The sequence below is a fragment of the [Bacillus] selenitireducens MLS10 genome, from assembly GCF_000093085.1.
GTDB lineage: Bacteria > Bacillota > Bacilli > Bacillales > Salisediminibacteriaceae > Salisediminibacterium > Salisediminibacterium selenitireducens.
In genome coordinates this window covers 3385280-3400600 of sequence record NC_014219.1, presented here as the reverse complement: position 1 = coordinate 3400600, position 15321 = coordinate 3385280, and the positions used below count along the sequence as shown (strand labels likewise).

General features: G+C 50.4%; 15 protein-coding genes. All 15 read left to right on the top strand.

Annotated features, from left to right (window positions below; genetic code table 11):
• Positions 1-89 precede the first annotated feature (89 nt).
• The 15 genes from atpD to murA all read left to right on the top strand — a co-directional run bounded on the left by atpD (position 90) and on the right by murA (position 15155).
• Positions 90-1508, top strand: a complete 1419-nt coding sequence (atpD, locus tag BSEL_RS15940) for a F0F1 ATP synthase subunit beta (protein ID WP_013174038.1) — start codon at positions 90-92, stop codon at positions 1506-1508.
• Positions 1509-1610: 102 nt separating this feature from the next.
• Positions 1611-2015 (top strand): F0F1 ATP synthase subunit epsilon, encoded by a 405-nt coding sequence (locus tag BSEL_RS15935; protein ID WP_013174037.1) that lies wholly within the window; start codon positions 1611-1613, stop codon positions 2013-2015.
• A gap of 753 nt (positions 2016-2768) precedes the next feature.
• Positions 2769-3143 carry an NADH-quinone oxidoreductase subunit A gene (locus tag BSEL_RS15930; protein ID WP_013174036.1) on the top strand — a complete coding sequence of 125 codons (375 nt, stop codon included), beginning with the start codon at positions 2769-2771 and terminating at the stop codon, positions 3141-3143.
• A 38-nt stretch (positions 3144-3181) separates the two neighbouring features.
• The gene (locus BSEL_RS15925; protein WP_408643038.1) at positions 3182-3661 is read left to right on the top strand and encodes a NuoB/complex I 20 kDa subunit family protein; all 480 of its coding nucleotides are present in this window, start codon (positions 3182-3184) and stop codon (positions 3659-3661) included.
• On the top strand, positions 3658-4137 hold the full coding sequence (locus BSEL_RS15920) for an NADH-quinone oxidoreductase subunit C (RefSeq protein WP_013174034.1): 480 nt from the start codon (positions 3658-3660) through the stop codon (positions 4135-4137). Before BSEL_RS15925 ends, BSEL_RS15920 begins: the two co-directional genes overlap by 4 nt.
• A 15-nt stretch (positions 4138-4152) precedes the next feature.
• Complete coding sequence (locus tag BSEL_RS15915) at positions 4153-5268, top strand: NADH-quinone oxidoreductase subunit D (protein WP_013174033.1); 1116 nt, start codon at positions 4153-4155, stop codon at positions 5266-5268.
• Positions 5269-5279: 11 nt separating this feature from the next.
• The gene (gene nuoH, locus BSEL_RS15910; RefSeq protein ID WP_049773743.1) at positions 5280-6227 is read left to right on the top strand and encodes an NADH-quinone oxidoreductase subunit NuoH; all 948 of its coding nucleotides are present in this window, start codon (positions 5280-5282) and stop codon (positions 6225-6227) included.
• Positions 6228-6231: 4 nt separating this feature from the next.
• Positions 6232-7089, top strand: coding sequence for a NuoI/complex I 23 kDa subunit family protein (locus BSEL_RS18405; RefSeq protein WP_013174031.1), 858 nt, complete (start codon positions 6232-6234; stop codon positions 7087-7089).
• Positions 7086-7583 (top strand): NADH-quinone oxidoreductase subunit J family protein, encoded by a 498-nt coding sequence (locus BSEL_RS15900; RefSeq protein WP_013174030.1) that lies wholly within the window; start codon positions 7086-7088, stop codon positions 7581-7583. The genes BSEL_RS18405 and BSEL_RS15900 overlap by 4 nt, the downstream gene beginning before the upstream one ends.
• 3 nt (positions 7584-7586) lie before the next feature.
• Positions 7587-7892, top strand: coding sequence for an NADH-quinone oxidoreductase subunit NuoK (gene nuoK, locus BSEL_RS15895; RefSeq protein WP_013174029.1), 306 nt, complete (start codon positions 7587-7589; stop codon positions 7890-7892).
• A gap of 131 nt (positions 7893-8023) precedes the next feature.
• Positions 8024-9952, top strand: coding sequence for an NADH-quinone oxidoreductase subunit L (gene nuoL / locus BSEL_RS15890; protein ID WP_013174028.1), 1929 nt, complete (start codon positions 8024-8026; stop codon positions 9950-9952).
• Complete coding sequence (locus BSEL_RS15885) at positions 9949-11487, top strand: complex I subunit 4 family protein (protein WP_013174027.1); 1539 nt, start codon at positions 9949-9951, stop codon at positions 11485-11487. Before nuoL ends, BSEL_RS15885 begins: the two co-directional genes overlap by 4 nt.
• Before the next feature lie 4 nt (positions 11488-11491).
• Positions 11492-12949, top strand: coding sequence for an NADH-quinone oxidoreductase subunit N (locus BSEL_RS15880; protein ID WP_013174026.1), 1458 nt, complete (start codon positions 11492-11494; stop codon positions 12947-12949).
• A 450-nt stretch (positions 12950-13399) separates the two neighbouring features.
• Entirely contained in the window at positions 13400-13633 is a 234-nt protein-coding gene (locus BSEL_RS15875) for a DUF1146 family protein (protein WP_013174025.1), read from the top strand.
• 205 nt (positions 13634-13838) lie between these two features.
• Positions 13839-15155 (top strand): UDP-N-acetylglucosamine 1-carboxyvinyltransferase, encoded by a 1317-nt coding sequence (murA, locus tag BSEL_RS15870; RefSeq protein ID WP_013174024.1) that lies wholly within the window; start codon positions 13839-13841, stop codon positions 15153-15155.
• The last annotated feature ends 166 nt before the right edge of the window (positions 15156-15321 follow it).

Sequence of the window (15321 nt, the reverse complement as noted above, 5' to 3'; positions counted from 1 at the left end):
GCCCTGTCATGACGTCATTCATGGAAACACGGCACTCAAAGAGCGGTCAACATGAAAACACGGCCGTCTCGAATGAAGGGGGAAAGATGATGAATAAAGGACGCGTCACTCAGGTCACTGGTCCGGTTATCGACGTTCAGTTCGAACGCGGCCAGCTCCCTGAGATCAATAACGCTGTAAGAATTGTCCATGAAGCCCAGTCTTCAGGCGAAGTCGACATCGACTTGGTCCTTGAAGTTGCCCTTCACCTTGGTGACGATACGGTCCGTACCGTTGCGATGTCTTCCACAGACGGCATCGTCCGCGGTATGGAATGTGTGGACCAGGGTGCACCGATTTCCGTACCCGTAGGTGAAAACACCCTCGGACGGGTATTTAACGTACTTGGACAGGAAATCGATTTGCAGGAGCCGATCCCGGAAGGGGAGCGCCGCGACCCGATCCACCGTCAGGCACCTGCTTATGATGACCTCTCGACAAATACGGAAATCCTTGAAACCGGGATTAAAGTCGTTGACCTCCTTGCCCCTTATGTAAAAGGTGGTAAGATCGGACTCTTCGGCGGTGCCGGTGTCGGTAAAACCGTACTGATTCAGGAACTGATCAACAATATCGCCCAGGAGCACGGCGGGATCTCCGTTTTCGCCGGCGTTGGAGAACGTACCCGTGAAGGGAACGACCTCTACTTCGAAATGAAGGACTCCGGGGTTATCACAAAGACGGCCATGGTTTTCGGTCAGATGAACGAGCCGCCGGGTGCGCGTATGCGTGTTGCCCTGACGGGTCTTACGATGGCGGAGTATTTCCGTGACGAAAAAGGCGCGGACGTACTGCTCTTTATCGATAACATCTTCCGCTTCACACAGGCGGGGATGGAAGTATCCGCCCTTCTCGGACGTATGCCGTCCGCGGTTGGGTATCAGCCGACGCTCTCGACAGAGATGGGTCAGCTGCAGGAACGAATCACTTCCACAAAGAAAGGGTCCGTTACATCGATCCAGGCGATCTATGTCCCTGCCGATGACTACACCGACCCGGCACCGGCCACAACGTTCGCGCACCTTGATGCGACGACCAACCTTGAGCGTAAGCTCTCGGAGATGGGGATTTACCCTGCCGTGGACCCGCTTGCGTCCACGTCCCGTGCCCTTTCACCGGAAATCGTAGGTGATGAGCATTACAGCGTAGCACGTGAAGTGCAGGAAACCCTGCAGAAGTATAAGGAACTTCAGGACATTATCGCCATCCTCGGTATGGATGAGCTTTCTGAAGAAGACAGGCAGACGGTTTCCCGTGCGCGTCGCATTCAGTTCTTCCTGTCCCAGAACTTCCACGTTGCCGAGCAGTTCACCGGCCAGCCGGGCTCATACGTTCAGGTCAAAGATACCATCAGAGGCTTCCGCGAAATCCTCGACGGTAAATACGATGATGTACCGGAAGACGCCTTCCGTCTCGTCGGTCCGATCGAAGACGTTGTCGAAAAAGCCAAAAACATGCAAACGAACTAATCAGGAAGCAATCGGAAAAGCTGGATCCCCGTCCTTGTCGCGTGACATTGTCACCTGCGGGGGACGGGGCATCCGATCCTTTTCATAAGGAGGGTGAACCGTGTGAAGACGATACAGGCAAATGTCGTCACTCCTGATGGCAGCGTCTTTAGTGGGGACGTGGAAATGGTCAGCGTGAAAACACCGGAAGGCGGTCTCGGGATTCTTCCTGGACACCTGCCGCTCGTATCACCGCTGGCAATCGGACCCGTCCGTCTGAAACAAAACGGCAACATTCAGCCCGTCGCCGTCAATGGCGGCTTCATTGAGGTACGCCCTGATGAAGTGAATATTCTCGCTGAATCTGCGGAATTGCCATCAGAAATTGATTTAACCCGAGCGCGGGCCGCCAAGGAACGTGCGGAACGCCGCCTCGCAGAAGCCAAGAAAGAAAACCTCGACTTCAAACGCGCGGAGCTTGCACTGAAGCGTGCGGTCAACCGCCTCGAAGTCGCAGAAAAGAATTAAGCTGCAGAGCAGCCACTGACGCCGTAAAAGGGACCCAGGTTTCCTTTGCGGCTTTTTTTTATCACGGGCACCATGATGACAACGCACGTCAGAACCTGTCACAGTTTCCGGGAAGGGCCCCTGTTGGAGGACCTGCAGTGAGAATTGCCAGAGAGAATATTATGTTCAAACATTCACAAAAAAGTCACAAACTTACCTAAAATCCACCGGTTACGGCAATTCGTTTGTGAAAAAAGTAATTATCGGCTCCTGAACGTGAATTGTCACGAAATGTTCACGGTTTACACTATTAAAATGCGACTAAGCTTAAAAAGCAATCTGTTTCACATGAATTTAAATGCTGTTATATAAAATGGACCGAGGTCAGGAAGAGAGCACCGAATGACTGGCAACCGAAATGCCGCGTATTTTGGGGTGTTTGAAAAGATTTCACTCTTCATTCAATATCCCATAAAATACCACGTCGTGCAAACAGATTTATTTCGGCATAAGTACACAAACGGGAAAGAAAAAACACGATAATTTTATCACCTTGTTATCATTCTAATCTGCAGAATTGACTGATAACCCTTGTAACCCTTGCGGCAGAACAACAAAAAATAAAAAACCTTAAACAATATCATTTACCACTACTAAAACGTTATCAAACTGAGAATTTAGAATATTATAGACTTTTTTTTCGCGCCTTTGTTATAATTTGAGGTGAGAGTTGGAATCTTAAAATCTTTTAATATAACGGAGGGGAGTGGACATATGGAGTTATGGGCGTATTACGACAATTATATATTGGTTCTTATGTTTATCGGTCTCGGTGTCTTGTTGCCGGTTGCGACAGTCAGTATTATCGGACCGCTGGTCAGACCGAAGAACCCGTATCGGGAGAAAATCACAACCTATGAAAGCGGGATCGCGCCTGAAGGCGATGCCACCGTCAGATATCACGTAGCCTACTATCTGGTTGCGCTCGAATTCATCATCTTTGACGTTGAAACCGTTTTCTTGATTCCCTGGGCGGTAGCCCTCGGTGATCTTGGCTGGGATGGATTGAATCTGATGCTCATCTTCATCTTTATCCTGGTCTTGGGACTCGCGTATTCTTGGAAAAAGAGGGTGTTAGAATGGAATTAAAAGGATTTTCAGAAACCGAACACTATGATCCGCGAGTGATGGAGGATATCAACAAGAACGTATTCTTCACGAAAGTGGATCAGATTAAAGCCTGGTCGCGCACTCGGTCATTTTGGCCGCTCAGTTTCGGACTTGCCTGTTGCGCCATTGAAATGATGGCAACAGGTGGTAACCGCTATGACTTTGACCGCTTCGGCGTTATTTTCCGTGCATCACCGCGTCATGCGGATGTCATGATCGTAGCCGGAACCGTAACGGGCAAGATGGCACCTGTTCTTCGTACCCTGTACGATCAGATGCCGGAACCGAAATGGGTCATTGCCATGGGCTCCTGTGCCACATGCGGCGGCCCTTACAAGGAAGCATACAGCGTTTTGAACGGTGTTGATAAGATCGTTCCCGTCGATGTCTATGTATCCGGGTGTCCTCCAACTCCACCGGCGCTCTTGGACGGTGTGGAACGACTTCGCGAAAAGATCCGTCTCGAAGCTAAAGGAGAGAGGGTGCCTAAGCGATGAATGAAGAGCTTCTCGAACTGATTCAGACAAAGATCAAAGCGATCGAGGGAGAAGACGCCATCAAAGAGGCGAAGATGAACTTCGACAAGCCGATGGTGATTCTCGACACGGCGCATTGGAATGAAGACGTGATGCGCATGCTTCATGACGACGAACAGATGCAGTTCGATTTTCTGACCTGTGTCACCGGCGTGGACTATGAGGAGCATATGGAAGCGGTCTATAACTTTCATTCCACGCCACTCGATCAGTATCTCTATGTGAAAGTTGTAACACCGCGGGAGAATCCGGTGGTTCACTCCGGTGATCCGGTATGGAAGTCCGCGGACTATATGGAACGGGAAATCTGGGATCTCCTCGGGATTCATTTTGAAGGACACTGGAACATGTCACGTATTCTCCTTCAGGACGACTGGGAAGGCCACCCGCTCCGTAAGGACTATATCACCGACAAAAAAGCTATGGGCTTGGACTAGGGGGTGCACAAACACATGCCGAATGAATTAAAGACTGAATCCATGACGCTGAATATGGGTCCGCAGCACCCGAGTACACACGGTGTATTCCGGCTGCAGCTCGAAGTGGACGGAGAAACGATCCAAAAGGCGACGCCGATCATGGGGTATCTACACCGCGGATCGGAAAAACTCGCTGAAGGCTTTCTCTATACGCAGTTTATCCCGTATACAGACCGTCTTGATTACATGAATGCGATGACGAACAATTACGTTTACTGTCAAACCATCGAAAAACTCCTTGATTGGGAAGTTCCGGAACGTGCAGAATATCTGCGCGTTATTACCATGGAGTTAAACCGGATTGCCAGTCACCTCGTCTGGTGGGGGACGTACCTCCTCGACATCGGGGCAATGAGTCCGTTTCTCTACGCGTTCCGTGACCGTGAGACGATCCTTGACCGTCTGAATGAAATCAGCGGTGCACGGATGACGTTCAACTACCACCGTATTGGCGGCGTGAAGTGGGACGCACCGGAAGGCTGGATCGACAACGTACTCGAGACCGTAGAAGAGTTAAAGCACAATATTTCCGAATTCGATACGCTCGTATCAGGAAACGAAGTATTCCAGGCACGAACGATCGGTGTTGGCGTTCTCTCCAAGGAGAAGGTGCTGAACTGGGGTCTTTCCGGACCGCTTGCACGCGGAAGCGGTGTCGAAGTGGATGTCCGTAAGACCGAGCCTTATTCCGTCTATGATCACTTCGATTTCGACGTGCCGGTTGAACAGGAAGGCGATGTTTACGCCCGTTACAAGGTGCGGATCCGTGAAATGCACGAATCCCTGAAGATCATTGAACAGGCGTGTAAAAATCTCCCTGAAGGGGACATCATTCATAAGAAAGGCAAGAAGATTATGATGATCAAGCCTCCGGAAGGTGAAGTCTATACACGTGCTGAAGCATCCAAAGGTGAAATCGGCGTCTATGCCATCAGTAACGGCAAGAACAAACCGTACCGGGTGAAACTCCGCAGGCCGTCCTTTGTGAATGTATCGATTCTGCAGGACATGCTGATTGGGGAGTCGATTCAGAACCTGGTTGCGATCTTTGGCAGCCTCGACGTTGTACTCGGGGAGGTTGATGCATAGTGGAATATTTGATGATGTTTTTATATGCAGTTGCGGTTCTTCTCGTCCTCCTCGCAGGCGTAACCTTCGCCATTCTCGGTGAGCGTAAGGTCATCGGGGGCATCCAGCTCCGTCCGGGTCCAAACCGGCACGGACCATGGGGGACGGTACAGACCGTTGCCGACGTTATGAAACTTCTCATTAAAGAGGATATCATCCCGGCAAAAGCCGACCGGCCAATTTTCGTACTGGCACCGGTACTGGCATTTGCACCTGCATTTTCCGTTATGTCCGTTCTCGTCTACTCGAGCTCGATCGGGGGAGCGGATTTAAATATCGGACTGATCTACTTTATTGGGTTTTCATCCATCACCATGCTCGGTGTCTTGATGGGCGGCTGGTCGTCAAACAACAAGTACGCCCTCTTGGGTTCCATCCGTGGTGTCGCCCAAATGGTCAGTTATGAACTGCCGCTGATTCTTTCTGTTGTGGGGATTGTCGTTCTTGTAGGTTCATTGAATCTGACGGATATTGTGAATTTCCAGGCGGAAATGGGTGTCTGGTTCATCGTGCCGCAGTTCCTTGCCTTTGTGGTATACATGATCTCATCCATTGCCGAACTGAACCGTTCACCATTCGATTTACCGGAAGCGGAATCTGAGCTCGTTGCAGGTTACTTTACTGAATACTCCGGCTTCCGTTTTGCCATGTTCATGCTAGCGGAATACACGTACGCCATCGCTATTGCGGGGCTTGCGACAACCTTATTCCTCGGCGGCTGGCTCGGACCGGCATTCCTGCCGGAAATCGTCTGGTTTATTCTCAAGGTTCTGCTCGTGATGTTCACCTGGTTCTGGTTCACGGCAACAATGCCGCGTGCCCGCGTCGACCAGCTAATGAACTTCGGTTGGAAAGTGCTCATCCCGTTAGCGTTGTTGAATATCGTGATTACGTCAATTATTAAAGTATGGATGGGGTGATAAAATGTTTCGATTGTTAAAAGGGTTCGGCGTCACCTTGAATTACTTCCGGAAGAAGAACCTGACCATCCAGTATCCGGAGGAGAAGATGGTAATGCCCGAGCGGTTTCGGGGTATTCACCGTTTCTTCCCTGAGAAGTGTATCGTCTGTAACCTCTGTGTGCAGGCCTGTCCGACGGACGTCATTACACTGACGGGTAAAAAGAGTGAGGAAAACCCGAAAAAGAAAGTCATCGACACGTACAACATTGATTTTCAGGGCTGTATCCTCTGTGACTTCTGTACGGAAGTGTGTCCGACTCAGGCCATTGTTATGACGGCGCGTTATGACAACCTGAGTGAATACAACCGTGCGGATCACTTTAAGGACATTAACTGGCTGACTGCAAACGAGCATTACGGCTACTATAAAGATCCTGAAGTGGAAGCGAAGGAAAAGGCGGAGAAAGAAGCCAAGAAGGCAGCCGCAGCCAAAGCAAGAAAAGAGCGTGAAGCGAAAGAGGCGGAGGAAAAAGAGAAAGCGGAATCCGCCGGCGGAACAGCGACTGCCACTGCTGTAAAGACAGGCGATGGCGAAGCGAAAGAAGCCAAGACGGAAACGAAACCGGAGGCAGCCAAAACGGAAGAAGCAAAACCTGAGGCGAAACCGGAAGCGAAGTCTGAATCAAAAGAAGCAGAGGCGAAACCGGAAAAAAAGCCGGAAGCCAAAGCGGAAGAAAAGAAAGAAGACGAAAAAAAAGCAACGTCTGAAGCCAAGCCAAGTGAACCGCAGCAGGACGAAACACCACCGGCTTCTGAAGATGCATCATCGGACGAGAAGAAAGCCTCGAAAGATGAGACAGGAAGAGGTGACAATCAGTGACAGCACAAATGATCTTTTTTACGATTCTGGCTTTAATTGCGATTACCGGTGCGGTAATGATGATGTTACTCACCACGATCTCACACCGTGTTGTCTCCATGTGGTTCAGTTTCTTTGCTGTTGCAGGTTTGTATTTCTTATTGGGTGCCGAGTTTATCGGGATCATTCAGATCATGGTGTATGTGGGTGCGATTACGATTCTCTTCGTATTCGGTATGATGATGACCGATCACAAGACGGTCTCATTCGAAAAAGATCCGCGTACCGCACACAACGTGATTGGGACGATTTCGGCAGTCGGCGTGCTGGGGATCCTGTTATACGGGATCTTCAGCATGGACCTGCCCGGAAATGCGCAGCCTGAGGTCACAACAGTCCATGCCATCGGGATGGACTTATACGGACATTATTTCGTGGCCTTTATTGCGGTTGCATTTCTCCTGACAGCAGCCCTCATTGGAGCCATTGTAATTGCGCGAAAGGAGGCCGACTAAGCTATGGATATCACGTTATTTCTGGCGGTTGGAGCAATCCTTTTCAGCGTTGGGCTTTATGGGGTCTTAACCCGCAGACACCTGGTTATTATGCTGGCCAGTGTCGAGTTGATGCTCAATGCCGTTAACGTCAACCTGGTCGCGTTCTCGACGATAGGGCCATTCCCGGATGTTTCCGGACAAGTCTTCACACTGTTCGTCATTACCGTAGCCGCGGCGGAAGCAGCACTCGGTCTTGCGATTATCATCGCCCTGTATCGTAACCGTAATTCCATCGACGTGATTAAGCACGATCTGTTGCGCCGCTAATCAAGCTATGAACGACAATGGAACGAAGGTTTGGAAAGTACATACCCGTTGACGGTCACCACAATCATCAGGAGACTTTGTAAACCACGTTCTTATGCGAAGAGACTATATGAAGAAAAGGTGATGGTATCATGCAAAACGCCTGGTTAATCCCGGTTTTTCCGCTGATCGCCTTTCTGATCCTGCTATTCTTTGGACGGTTCCTGAAAGAAAAAGCAGCCTGGGTCGGAATAACAGCCTTGGCCTTATCGTTCGTCCTGTCAGTCATTGTACTGTTTGAACGCATAGGCGGAGAAACTTACTCATACGTGATCGACTGGATCAATTTCGGAGATCATGTGATTACCATGGGCTATGAAGTGACGCCGCTAAACGCGATGATGCTAATCGTCGTGACGGTCGTCAGTTTACTCGTCCATATCTTTTCGAGAGATTACATGCATGACGACAATCGCATCCATGTCTTCTACTCGTACTTAGGTTTATTCTCGTTTTCGATGCTCGGACTCGTCCTTGCACCGAACGTATTGCAATTATTTATTTTCTGGGAGCTTGTCGGCCTTTGTTCCTTCCTTCTGGTCGGATTCTGGTACTTCAAGCCCGAAGCTGCAGCTGCAGCGAAGAAAGCCTTCCTCACGACGCGTATCGGTGATGTCGGGCTCCTCCTCGGACTCGTCATTCTGTACAATCAGGTAGGCAGCTTCGCATACGGCGACATTTATGCAGCTGTTGAGAACGGGATGATCAATGACACGATGGTCACAACAATCGCACTACTTGTGTTCCTCGGTGCCGTTGGTAAATCAGCCCAGTTCCCGCTCCATGTCTGGCTTCCGGACGCCATGGAAGGTCCGACACCTGTCAGTGCCCTCATCCACGCAGCGACAATGGTCGCAGCGGGTGTGTATCTCGTCGGTGTCATGTACCCGGTATTCCTGGCTTCTGAAACGGCACTTACCGTCGTTGCCTATACAGGTGCCATTACGGCCTTCTTTGCAGCAACGATTGCCCTTGTCCAGAACGATATCAAACGGATCCTCGCCTTCTCGACCATCAGTCAGCTCGGCTTTATGATTCTGGCTCTTGGTACGGCAGGCTATGTAGCGGGTCTGTTCCATCTGATGACGCACGCCTTCTTTAAAGCGCTGATGTTCCTTGGTGCAGGAAGTGTCATCGTCGCGGTTCATCATCGTCAGGACATCCGTGTCATGGGTGGCCTTTGGAGCAAGATGAAAATTACATCCATCACGTTCCTGATCGGGGCGCTGGCCATTTCCGGGATCTTCCCGCTTGCCGGTTTCTGGAGTAAGGAAGAAATCCTTGCGTCCGCTCTCTTGAACGGGAATCCGCTTCTTTTCGGTATGGCGCTTGTGACGGCCTTTATGACGGCGTTCTACATGTTCCGCCTCTTCTTTAAGACCTTTACCGGTGAATACCGCGGGGATTCTGAAGAAGCGAAAGAGCTGTATCCGGAAGAAGATGACCACGGCCATGACGATGACCACGGTCACCACGGCGAGCCGAAGGAAAACTCCGGCTTTATGACCGTGCCGCTGATGGTCCTCGCCGGACTCGCTGTTGTCGCCGGACTTGTGAACCTGCCGTTTATGGGGCATCCATTGGAGAACTTCCTTCTGCAGGATCTGAACCTCGGCTCACAGCCTCACGGTGAACTTTGGCTCGCAGCCGTTTCCCTTATCGTGGCCGGTGGCGGTATCTTCCTTGCGTACTTGATGTACTTCAAGAAGAGCATCTCTGCAGAGAACCTTGCGAACTCCGCAGGCGGCGCTTACCGCGTTCTGTCAAACAAGTATTATCTCGATGAACTGTACATGGCGGTCTTTGTCAGACCGACGACAGCCCTTGGCCGTTTCCTATGGGAAATCGACAAGGTGGTCGTTGACGGCATCGTCAACCTGATCGGCAAGCTGACGAATACGTCCGGTAAAACGATGGAAAAAGCCCATAACGGACAGCTGCAAACGTACGGTGTCATATCAGTAATTGGAGGAATCGTGATCATCGCGCTTGCCTTCGTTCTAGGGGGGTATCTCGGATGATTGGAAATTTATTAATCTGGCTCATCGTCCTGCCACTCGTTGGTGCACTACTCCTGCTTGCAATTCCGAATGAGCACAAGAACGCAATCCGATCCATGGCGACGGTCATATCCGGAGCCGTACTCGTCCTGTCCCTCATTATCTGGGGCTCATTTGACCGCACGATTTCCGGTATGCAGCCGGATATGTATACGGTGATTGAATGGTTCAACATCGGCTTTTTGCAGATTAACTTCGAAATCGGGGTTGACGGTCTGTCCATGCCGCTGATCGTGCTGACGACCATCGTCACCACCTTTGCCCTGTTTGCTTCGTTCTCCATTGAGAAACGGGTCAAGGAATTCTATATCTGGACACTCGTTCTGCTGGCCGGGATGCTCGGGGTCTTTGTTGCCCTCGATATGTTCTTGTTCTTCCTGTTCTTTGAACTGACGCTGATACCGATGTTCTTCCTGATCGGCATCTGGGGAGGCAAACTCAGGGAATATGCATCCTTTAAGTTCCTTGTTTACACGGGACTCGGTTCAGGGATTATGTTCCTGACCTTCATCGCCATCTTTGTCAAAGGTGCAGAAGCGATGATGTTCCAGGAAACGTCATTCAGCATTGTCCGCCTTGCGGAAATCTATGCGAACCCAATGGTTCCTGAAGTATTGACGGGCAGCGTCAAAGGGGCGATGTTCATCTTCCTCTTTATCGCATTCGCCATCAAGCTCCCGGTGTTCCCGTTCCATACGTGGCTTCCAAATGCTCACGTACAGGCACCGACTGCAGCTAGTATGATTCTTGCCGGTGTCCTCTTGAAGATGGGTGCCTACGGTCTGATCCGTGTCGGCTTCGGCATTCTGCCTGACCAGGCAGCGCGCTTTGCGACACTGATTGCAATTCTCGGGGTGGTCAACATCATTTACGGTGCCCTCCTCGCCCTTGTTCAGACCGACTTGAAATCACTCGTTGCGTACTCAAGTATTTCCCATATGGGGATTGTCCTCCTCGGGGTGGCCTCATTCACTGAAGCAGGTATGCAGGGTGCGATCTTCCAGCTCGTATCCCACGGATTTATTTCAGCCCTTCTCTTCTTTATGGTGGGTGCGATCTACGAACGGACAAAAACACGGACGATCTCCGAACTTGGCGGACTGTCGAAATCCGTGCCGATCTTGGCAGGCTTTATGCTTGCGGCGGCTATGGCTTCTGTCGGTCTTCCGGGACTGTCAGGCTTCGTCAGTGAACTGCTTGCCTTCATCGGGATCTTCGGTGCTTCTGCAGACGTCATTCCGGCAGCAACAGCCATCGGCGTGGTTGCAGCCCTCGGGATTATCCTGACTGCAGCGTATCTTCTGTGGGCGATGCAGCGGACAACATTTGGTCCGATGAACGAAAAGTATGCCGGTCTTAAGGACGCACGTCCAATGGAATACGTTCCGATGGTGGGGCTCTTTGTCTTCATCATTCTCATCGGGGTTTACCCGTATATCCTGAGCGACGTCATTAACACTACAGTTATCGACCTTGTGTCGAAGATAGGGGGTTAAAGACATGTTAGCTTTTAACGCAGATTGGTCTTTAATGACTCCGGAAATCGTCTTAGGCGCACTGGCACTACTCGTGTTCACTTTGGACTTTATGACTGGGATCCACCGGAAGAAGCCGTTTATCGGGCATCTTTCCGTGTTGTCCCTCGCCGTGACCGCGGTCCTTGTCGTTGTGATGAACACAACGCCCGGGAGCATCGGTGCAACGTTCATTGTTGATCCATTCGCGATGGTGTTTAAACTGATCATCCTGATTGGTGTGGCACTCGTCATTCTGTCGAGTCTCCACTTTCTGGACAATAACGATGATATGTATCAGGGCGAGTATTATTCCATCCTGCTGTTTACAGCACTCGGTGGGATGATCATGGTCTCTTCTGCAGACCTCATCACGCTCTTCATCGGTCTGGAAATTTTAAGTATTTCGTCTTACGCATTAGCCGGATTCAAAAAGTACAACACAAGCTCCACAGAAGCAGCTATTAAATACCTGGTCCTCGGGGGAACGGCTTCGGCCTTCATCCTCTACGGGATGTCCTTCCTGTTTGGACTGACCGGGACAACGAACGTATATGAAATCGGACAGGTTATGCCTGAACTCTTTGCGGATTACCCGCAAATGATGATCATTGCCTTTGTCATGATGCTCGCCGGGTTCGGCTTTAAGATTTCCGCCGTACCGTTCCACATGTGGGCACCGGACGTGTATTATGGTGCTCCGACTCCGATCACCGGATTTCTGTCAGCGGTTTCCAAGCTGGCCGGGTTCGCCATCGTCATCCGTGTATTCACCATCGGATTTGGCGGCGTGTTTGAGGAGTGGGCGTTCATCATCGCGACCCTTGCAGCGATTACGATGATTACCGGTAACTTCATCGCCCTGACGCAGACGGACATTAAGCGCCTCATGGCCTTCTCCGGCATTGCACAGGCCGGTTACCTCCTCGTTCCGCTCGCAACGGTTCTCGGCAATGCATCAACGAACATCATTGCCTTCTATTCCGTGGCCTACGTGCTCATGACGCTCGGTGCCTTTGCCATCATCACCCTCGTCACAGAGGATGCAGGCGGTAAAACGGGGCTCGATGCGTTTGCAGGACTGTACAAGCGGTCTCCGTATATGGCCATCGCCCTGACGATCTTCTTCCTGTCCCTGGCAGGGATGCCGTTTACGGCAGGATTTATCGGCAAAGCGAATATCTTCATCCTGGCCATTACAGGCGATATGCTCTGGCTTGCCATCATCATGATTGTCACATCCATCATCAGCTTCTTCTACTACTTCGGTGTGATGAAGCAGATGTTCATGGTAGAACCAAAAGCAAATGATGAAACATTGAAGGTGCCGACAAGCATCAATGCAGTGGTATCCATTACCCTTGCAGCAACAATCATTCTCGGTGTATTGCCGAATCTGTTGTTCAATATCTTCACCCAGTTCAACTGGATGGCATTCTTCTAAAGCCTGACGAACGAAACCGCCTGAAACAGACGGCAGGGACTTCCCTGCTTCCTTCAGGCGGTTTTTCTTTTTTACTCCATTTGCTTTTCGGTGAAACGCAAAAATTGAAACCCCTTACAGGAAAAAGGATTCGGAGCAGTGAGGGTCTTTTCTGGAGAATAACCCACAACGGACGTTCGACAAAACGCAAAAATGATTAAATAGTCCTATCTTTTTTTTGTGAAACATGCCCAAAATCAGTAGTAAAAGATTGGTGAATGTTTTATGATGGTTGTTGTTATGGCATATGTCCTGTTTTTGCTATAACATGATTAAATCAACAACTGACGGGTAATGTACTTCAGACGGTGCTAGACAGGAGAAATGTAACTTCCTTTACATAAACACCCAAACGCTCCTTGGCAGCGTCTGACGCGACATCAGCTCGATACACTGGAGGCACCTGTAATTATGATCGATCAACTCGGCCAACAATCACTGTTCAACATTCTGATCAGCCTGATGGTACTCGTCATCGTCTGGTGGTCTGTGCAGGCCATCCGGATGGAACTCTTTGTGAAAGACCCGGAAGGACTGAGAGCGAAGGCGTTCCTGGTTATTTTGACCATTGCACTGACGTATCTCATTACCGGCTTTATCCTGAATTACCTGAACTGGTCACAGTCTTTGCGTTTTCTCTTTTGACGGAGAACGAAAGGCGGTCAGATTCAACCGGTAAAGATTATTCAATCACTGTAACCGATCTGTAACCGATAACGTCTAAACTGTTTTGAGTGCATCTTTTTGTCATTCAGGATGCACGTAATGAATGAAATCTTGCACACGAATATGCACATGAAAACGAATGTGAAAACCATTGAGCCATGAAATGGACCTGGAGGGAACGATATTGGAAAAAATTATTGTACGCGGCGGACAGCCTTTGACAGGCACTGTCCGGATTGAAGGCGCTAAAAATGCAGTTTTACCCGTCATTGCAGCATCATTACTCGGCGGGAAAGGGACGAGTACGATTCATGATGTACCGTCACTCGCTGATGTCTATACGATTAACGAAGTGTTGCGTAATCTGAATGTATCGGTTACGTATGATGAGGCAAGCGGAAGCATTGAAGTCGATGCACAAGACGATCTTGATATTGAAGCACCGTTTGAATTTGTCAGGAAGATGCGCGCATCATTCCTTGTTATGGGACCGCTTCTTGCCCGAAAAGGGCACGCCAGAATCGCCCTTCCAGGCGGCTGTGCCATCGGCTCACGTCCGATCGATCAGCACCTGAAAGGCTTTGAAGCAATGGGTGCGACGGTTGAAATCGGCAGCGGCTTTATCGAAGCGAAAGTGGAAGACCGTCTTTACGGCGGGAAAGTCTATCTTGACTTCCCGAGCGTCGGTGCAACGGAAAACATCATGATGGCAGCCACGATGGCACTTGGCACTACCGTGATTGAAAACGCGGCCCAAGAGCCGGAAATCGTAGATCTTGCCAATTATTTAAATGCCATGGGCGCAAAAGTCCGCGGTGCCGGAACAGGCACCATTAAAATTGAAGGTGTCGAAGAGTTAAACGGCGCCGTGCATACCATTATTCCGGACCGGATTGAAGCGGGCACCTTTATGGTGGCGGCGGCAATCACCGGTGGGAACGTGCTCGTTGAAAACGTCCTGACGGAACACATCCGACCGCTCATTGCGAAGATGACGGAAATGGGTGTCATCATTTATGAAGAATCAACCGGCGTCCGCGTCATCGGTCCTGAGAAACTGAAGGCTGTGGACATCAAAACGATGCCGCATCCCGGTTTCCCGACAGACATGCAGTCGCAGATGATGGCGATGATGCTTGTTGCCGAGGGAACGAGTGTCATTACAGAAACCGTCTTCGAGAACCGCTTTATGCATGTGGAAGAATTCCGACGCATGAATGCGGATGTGAAAATCGAAGCGCGCTCGGCGATGGTCAGCGGTGATGCAAAGCTTCAAGGTGCTGAAGTCATGGCAACGGATCTTCGTGCAGGCGCGGCCCTTATTCTTGCCGGACTCGTGGCAGACGGCTACACCCGCGTAACCGAACTTCGTCATATTGACCGAGGCTACGTGGACTTCTCAGGAAAACTGAAGGCCCTCGGTGCCGAGATTGAGCGGGTAGACGAAACGGCAGAAGCGGAAGCTGCGGATAAAGCGAAGGAAGCAGCGCTCAAAAAGTAAAAGTCATTTCCCCTTACACGTGAAGGCGTTCAGGGACATGAAGGACCATTCGCACGTTTTTTTCACTGCGGATGGTCCTGTTCCTGTCTGATTTATGATAAAATGAGTAAATGGAATAAACCTGTTCGAATCGAGTGCCACAGCTACATAGAATTCGCGACGGATG

Excerpts from the sequence above, each read along its gene's own strand:
- BSEL_RS15920 (WP_013174034.1), top strand. The coding sequence starts at position 3,658 with ATGAATGAAGAGCTTCTCGAACTGATTCAGACAAAGATCAAAGCGATC.
- BSEL_RS15915 (WP_013174033.1), top strand. The coding sequence starts at position 4,153 with ATGCCGAATGAATTAAAGACTGAATCCATGACGCTGAATATGGGTCCG.
- nuoH (WP_049773743.1), top strand. The coding sequence starts at position 5,280 with ATGATGTTTTTATATGCAGTTGCGGTTCTTCTCGTCCTCCTCGCAGGC.
- BSEL_RS18405 (WP_013174031.1), top strand. The coding sequence starts at position 6,232 with ATGTTTCGATTGTTAAAAGGGTTCGGCGTCACCTTGAATTACTTCCGG.
- nuoK (WP_013174029.1), top strand. The coding sequence starts at position 7,587 with ATGGATATCACGTTATTTCTGGCGGTTGGAGCAATCCTTTTCAGCGTT.
- BSEL_RS15885 (WP_013174027.1), top strand. The coding sequence starts at position 9,949 with ATGATTGGAAATTTATTAATCTGGCTCATCGTCCTGCCACTCGTTGGT.
- BSEL_RS15930 (WP_013174036.1), top strand. The coding sequence starts at position 2,769 with ATGGAGTTATGGGCGTATTACGACAATTATATATTGGTTCTTATGTTT.
- BSEL_RS15880 (WP_013174026.1), top strand. The coding sequence starts at position 11,492 with ATGTTAGCTTTTAACGCAGATTGGTCTTTAATGACTCCGGAAATCGTC.
- BSEL_RS15875 (WP_013174025.1), top strand. The coding sequence starts at position 13,400 with ATGATCGATCAACTCGGCCAACAATCACTGTTCAACATTCTGATCAGC.
- atpD (WP_013174038.1), top strand. The coding sequence starts at position 90 with ATGAATAAAGGACGCGTCACTCAGGTCACTGGTCCGGTTATCGACGTT.
- BSEL_RS15925 (WP_408643038.1), top strand. The coding sequence starts at position 3,182 with ATGGAGGATATCAACAAGAACGTATTCTTCACGAAAGTGGATCAGATT.
- nuoL (WP_013174028.1), top strand. The coding sequence starts at position 8,024 with ATGCAAAACGCCTGGTTAATCCCGGTTTTTCCGCTGATCGCCTTTCTG.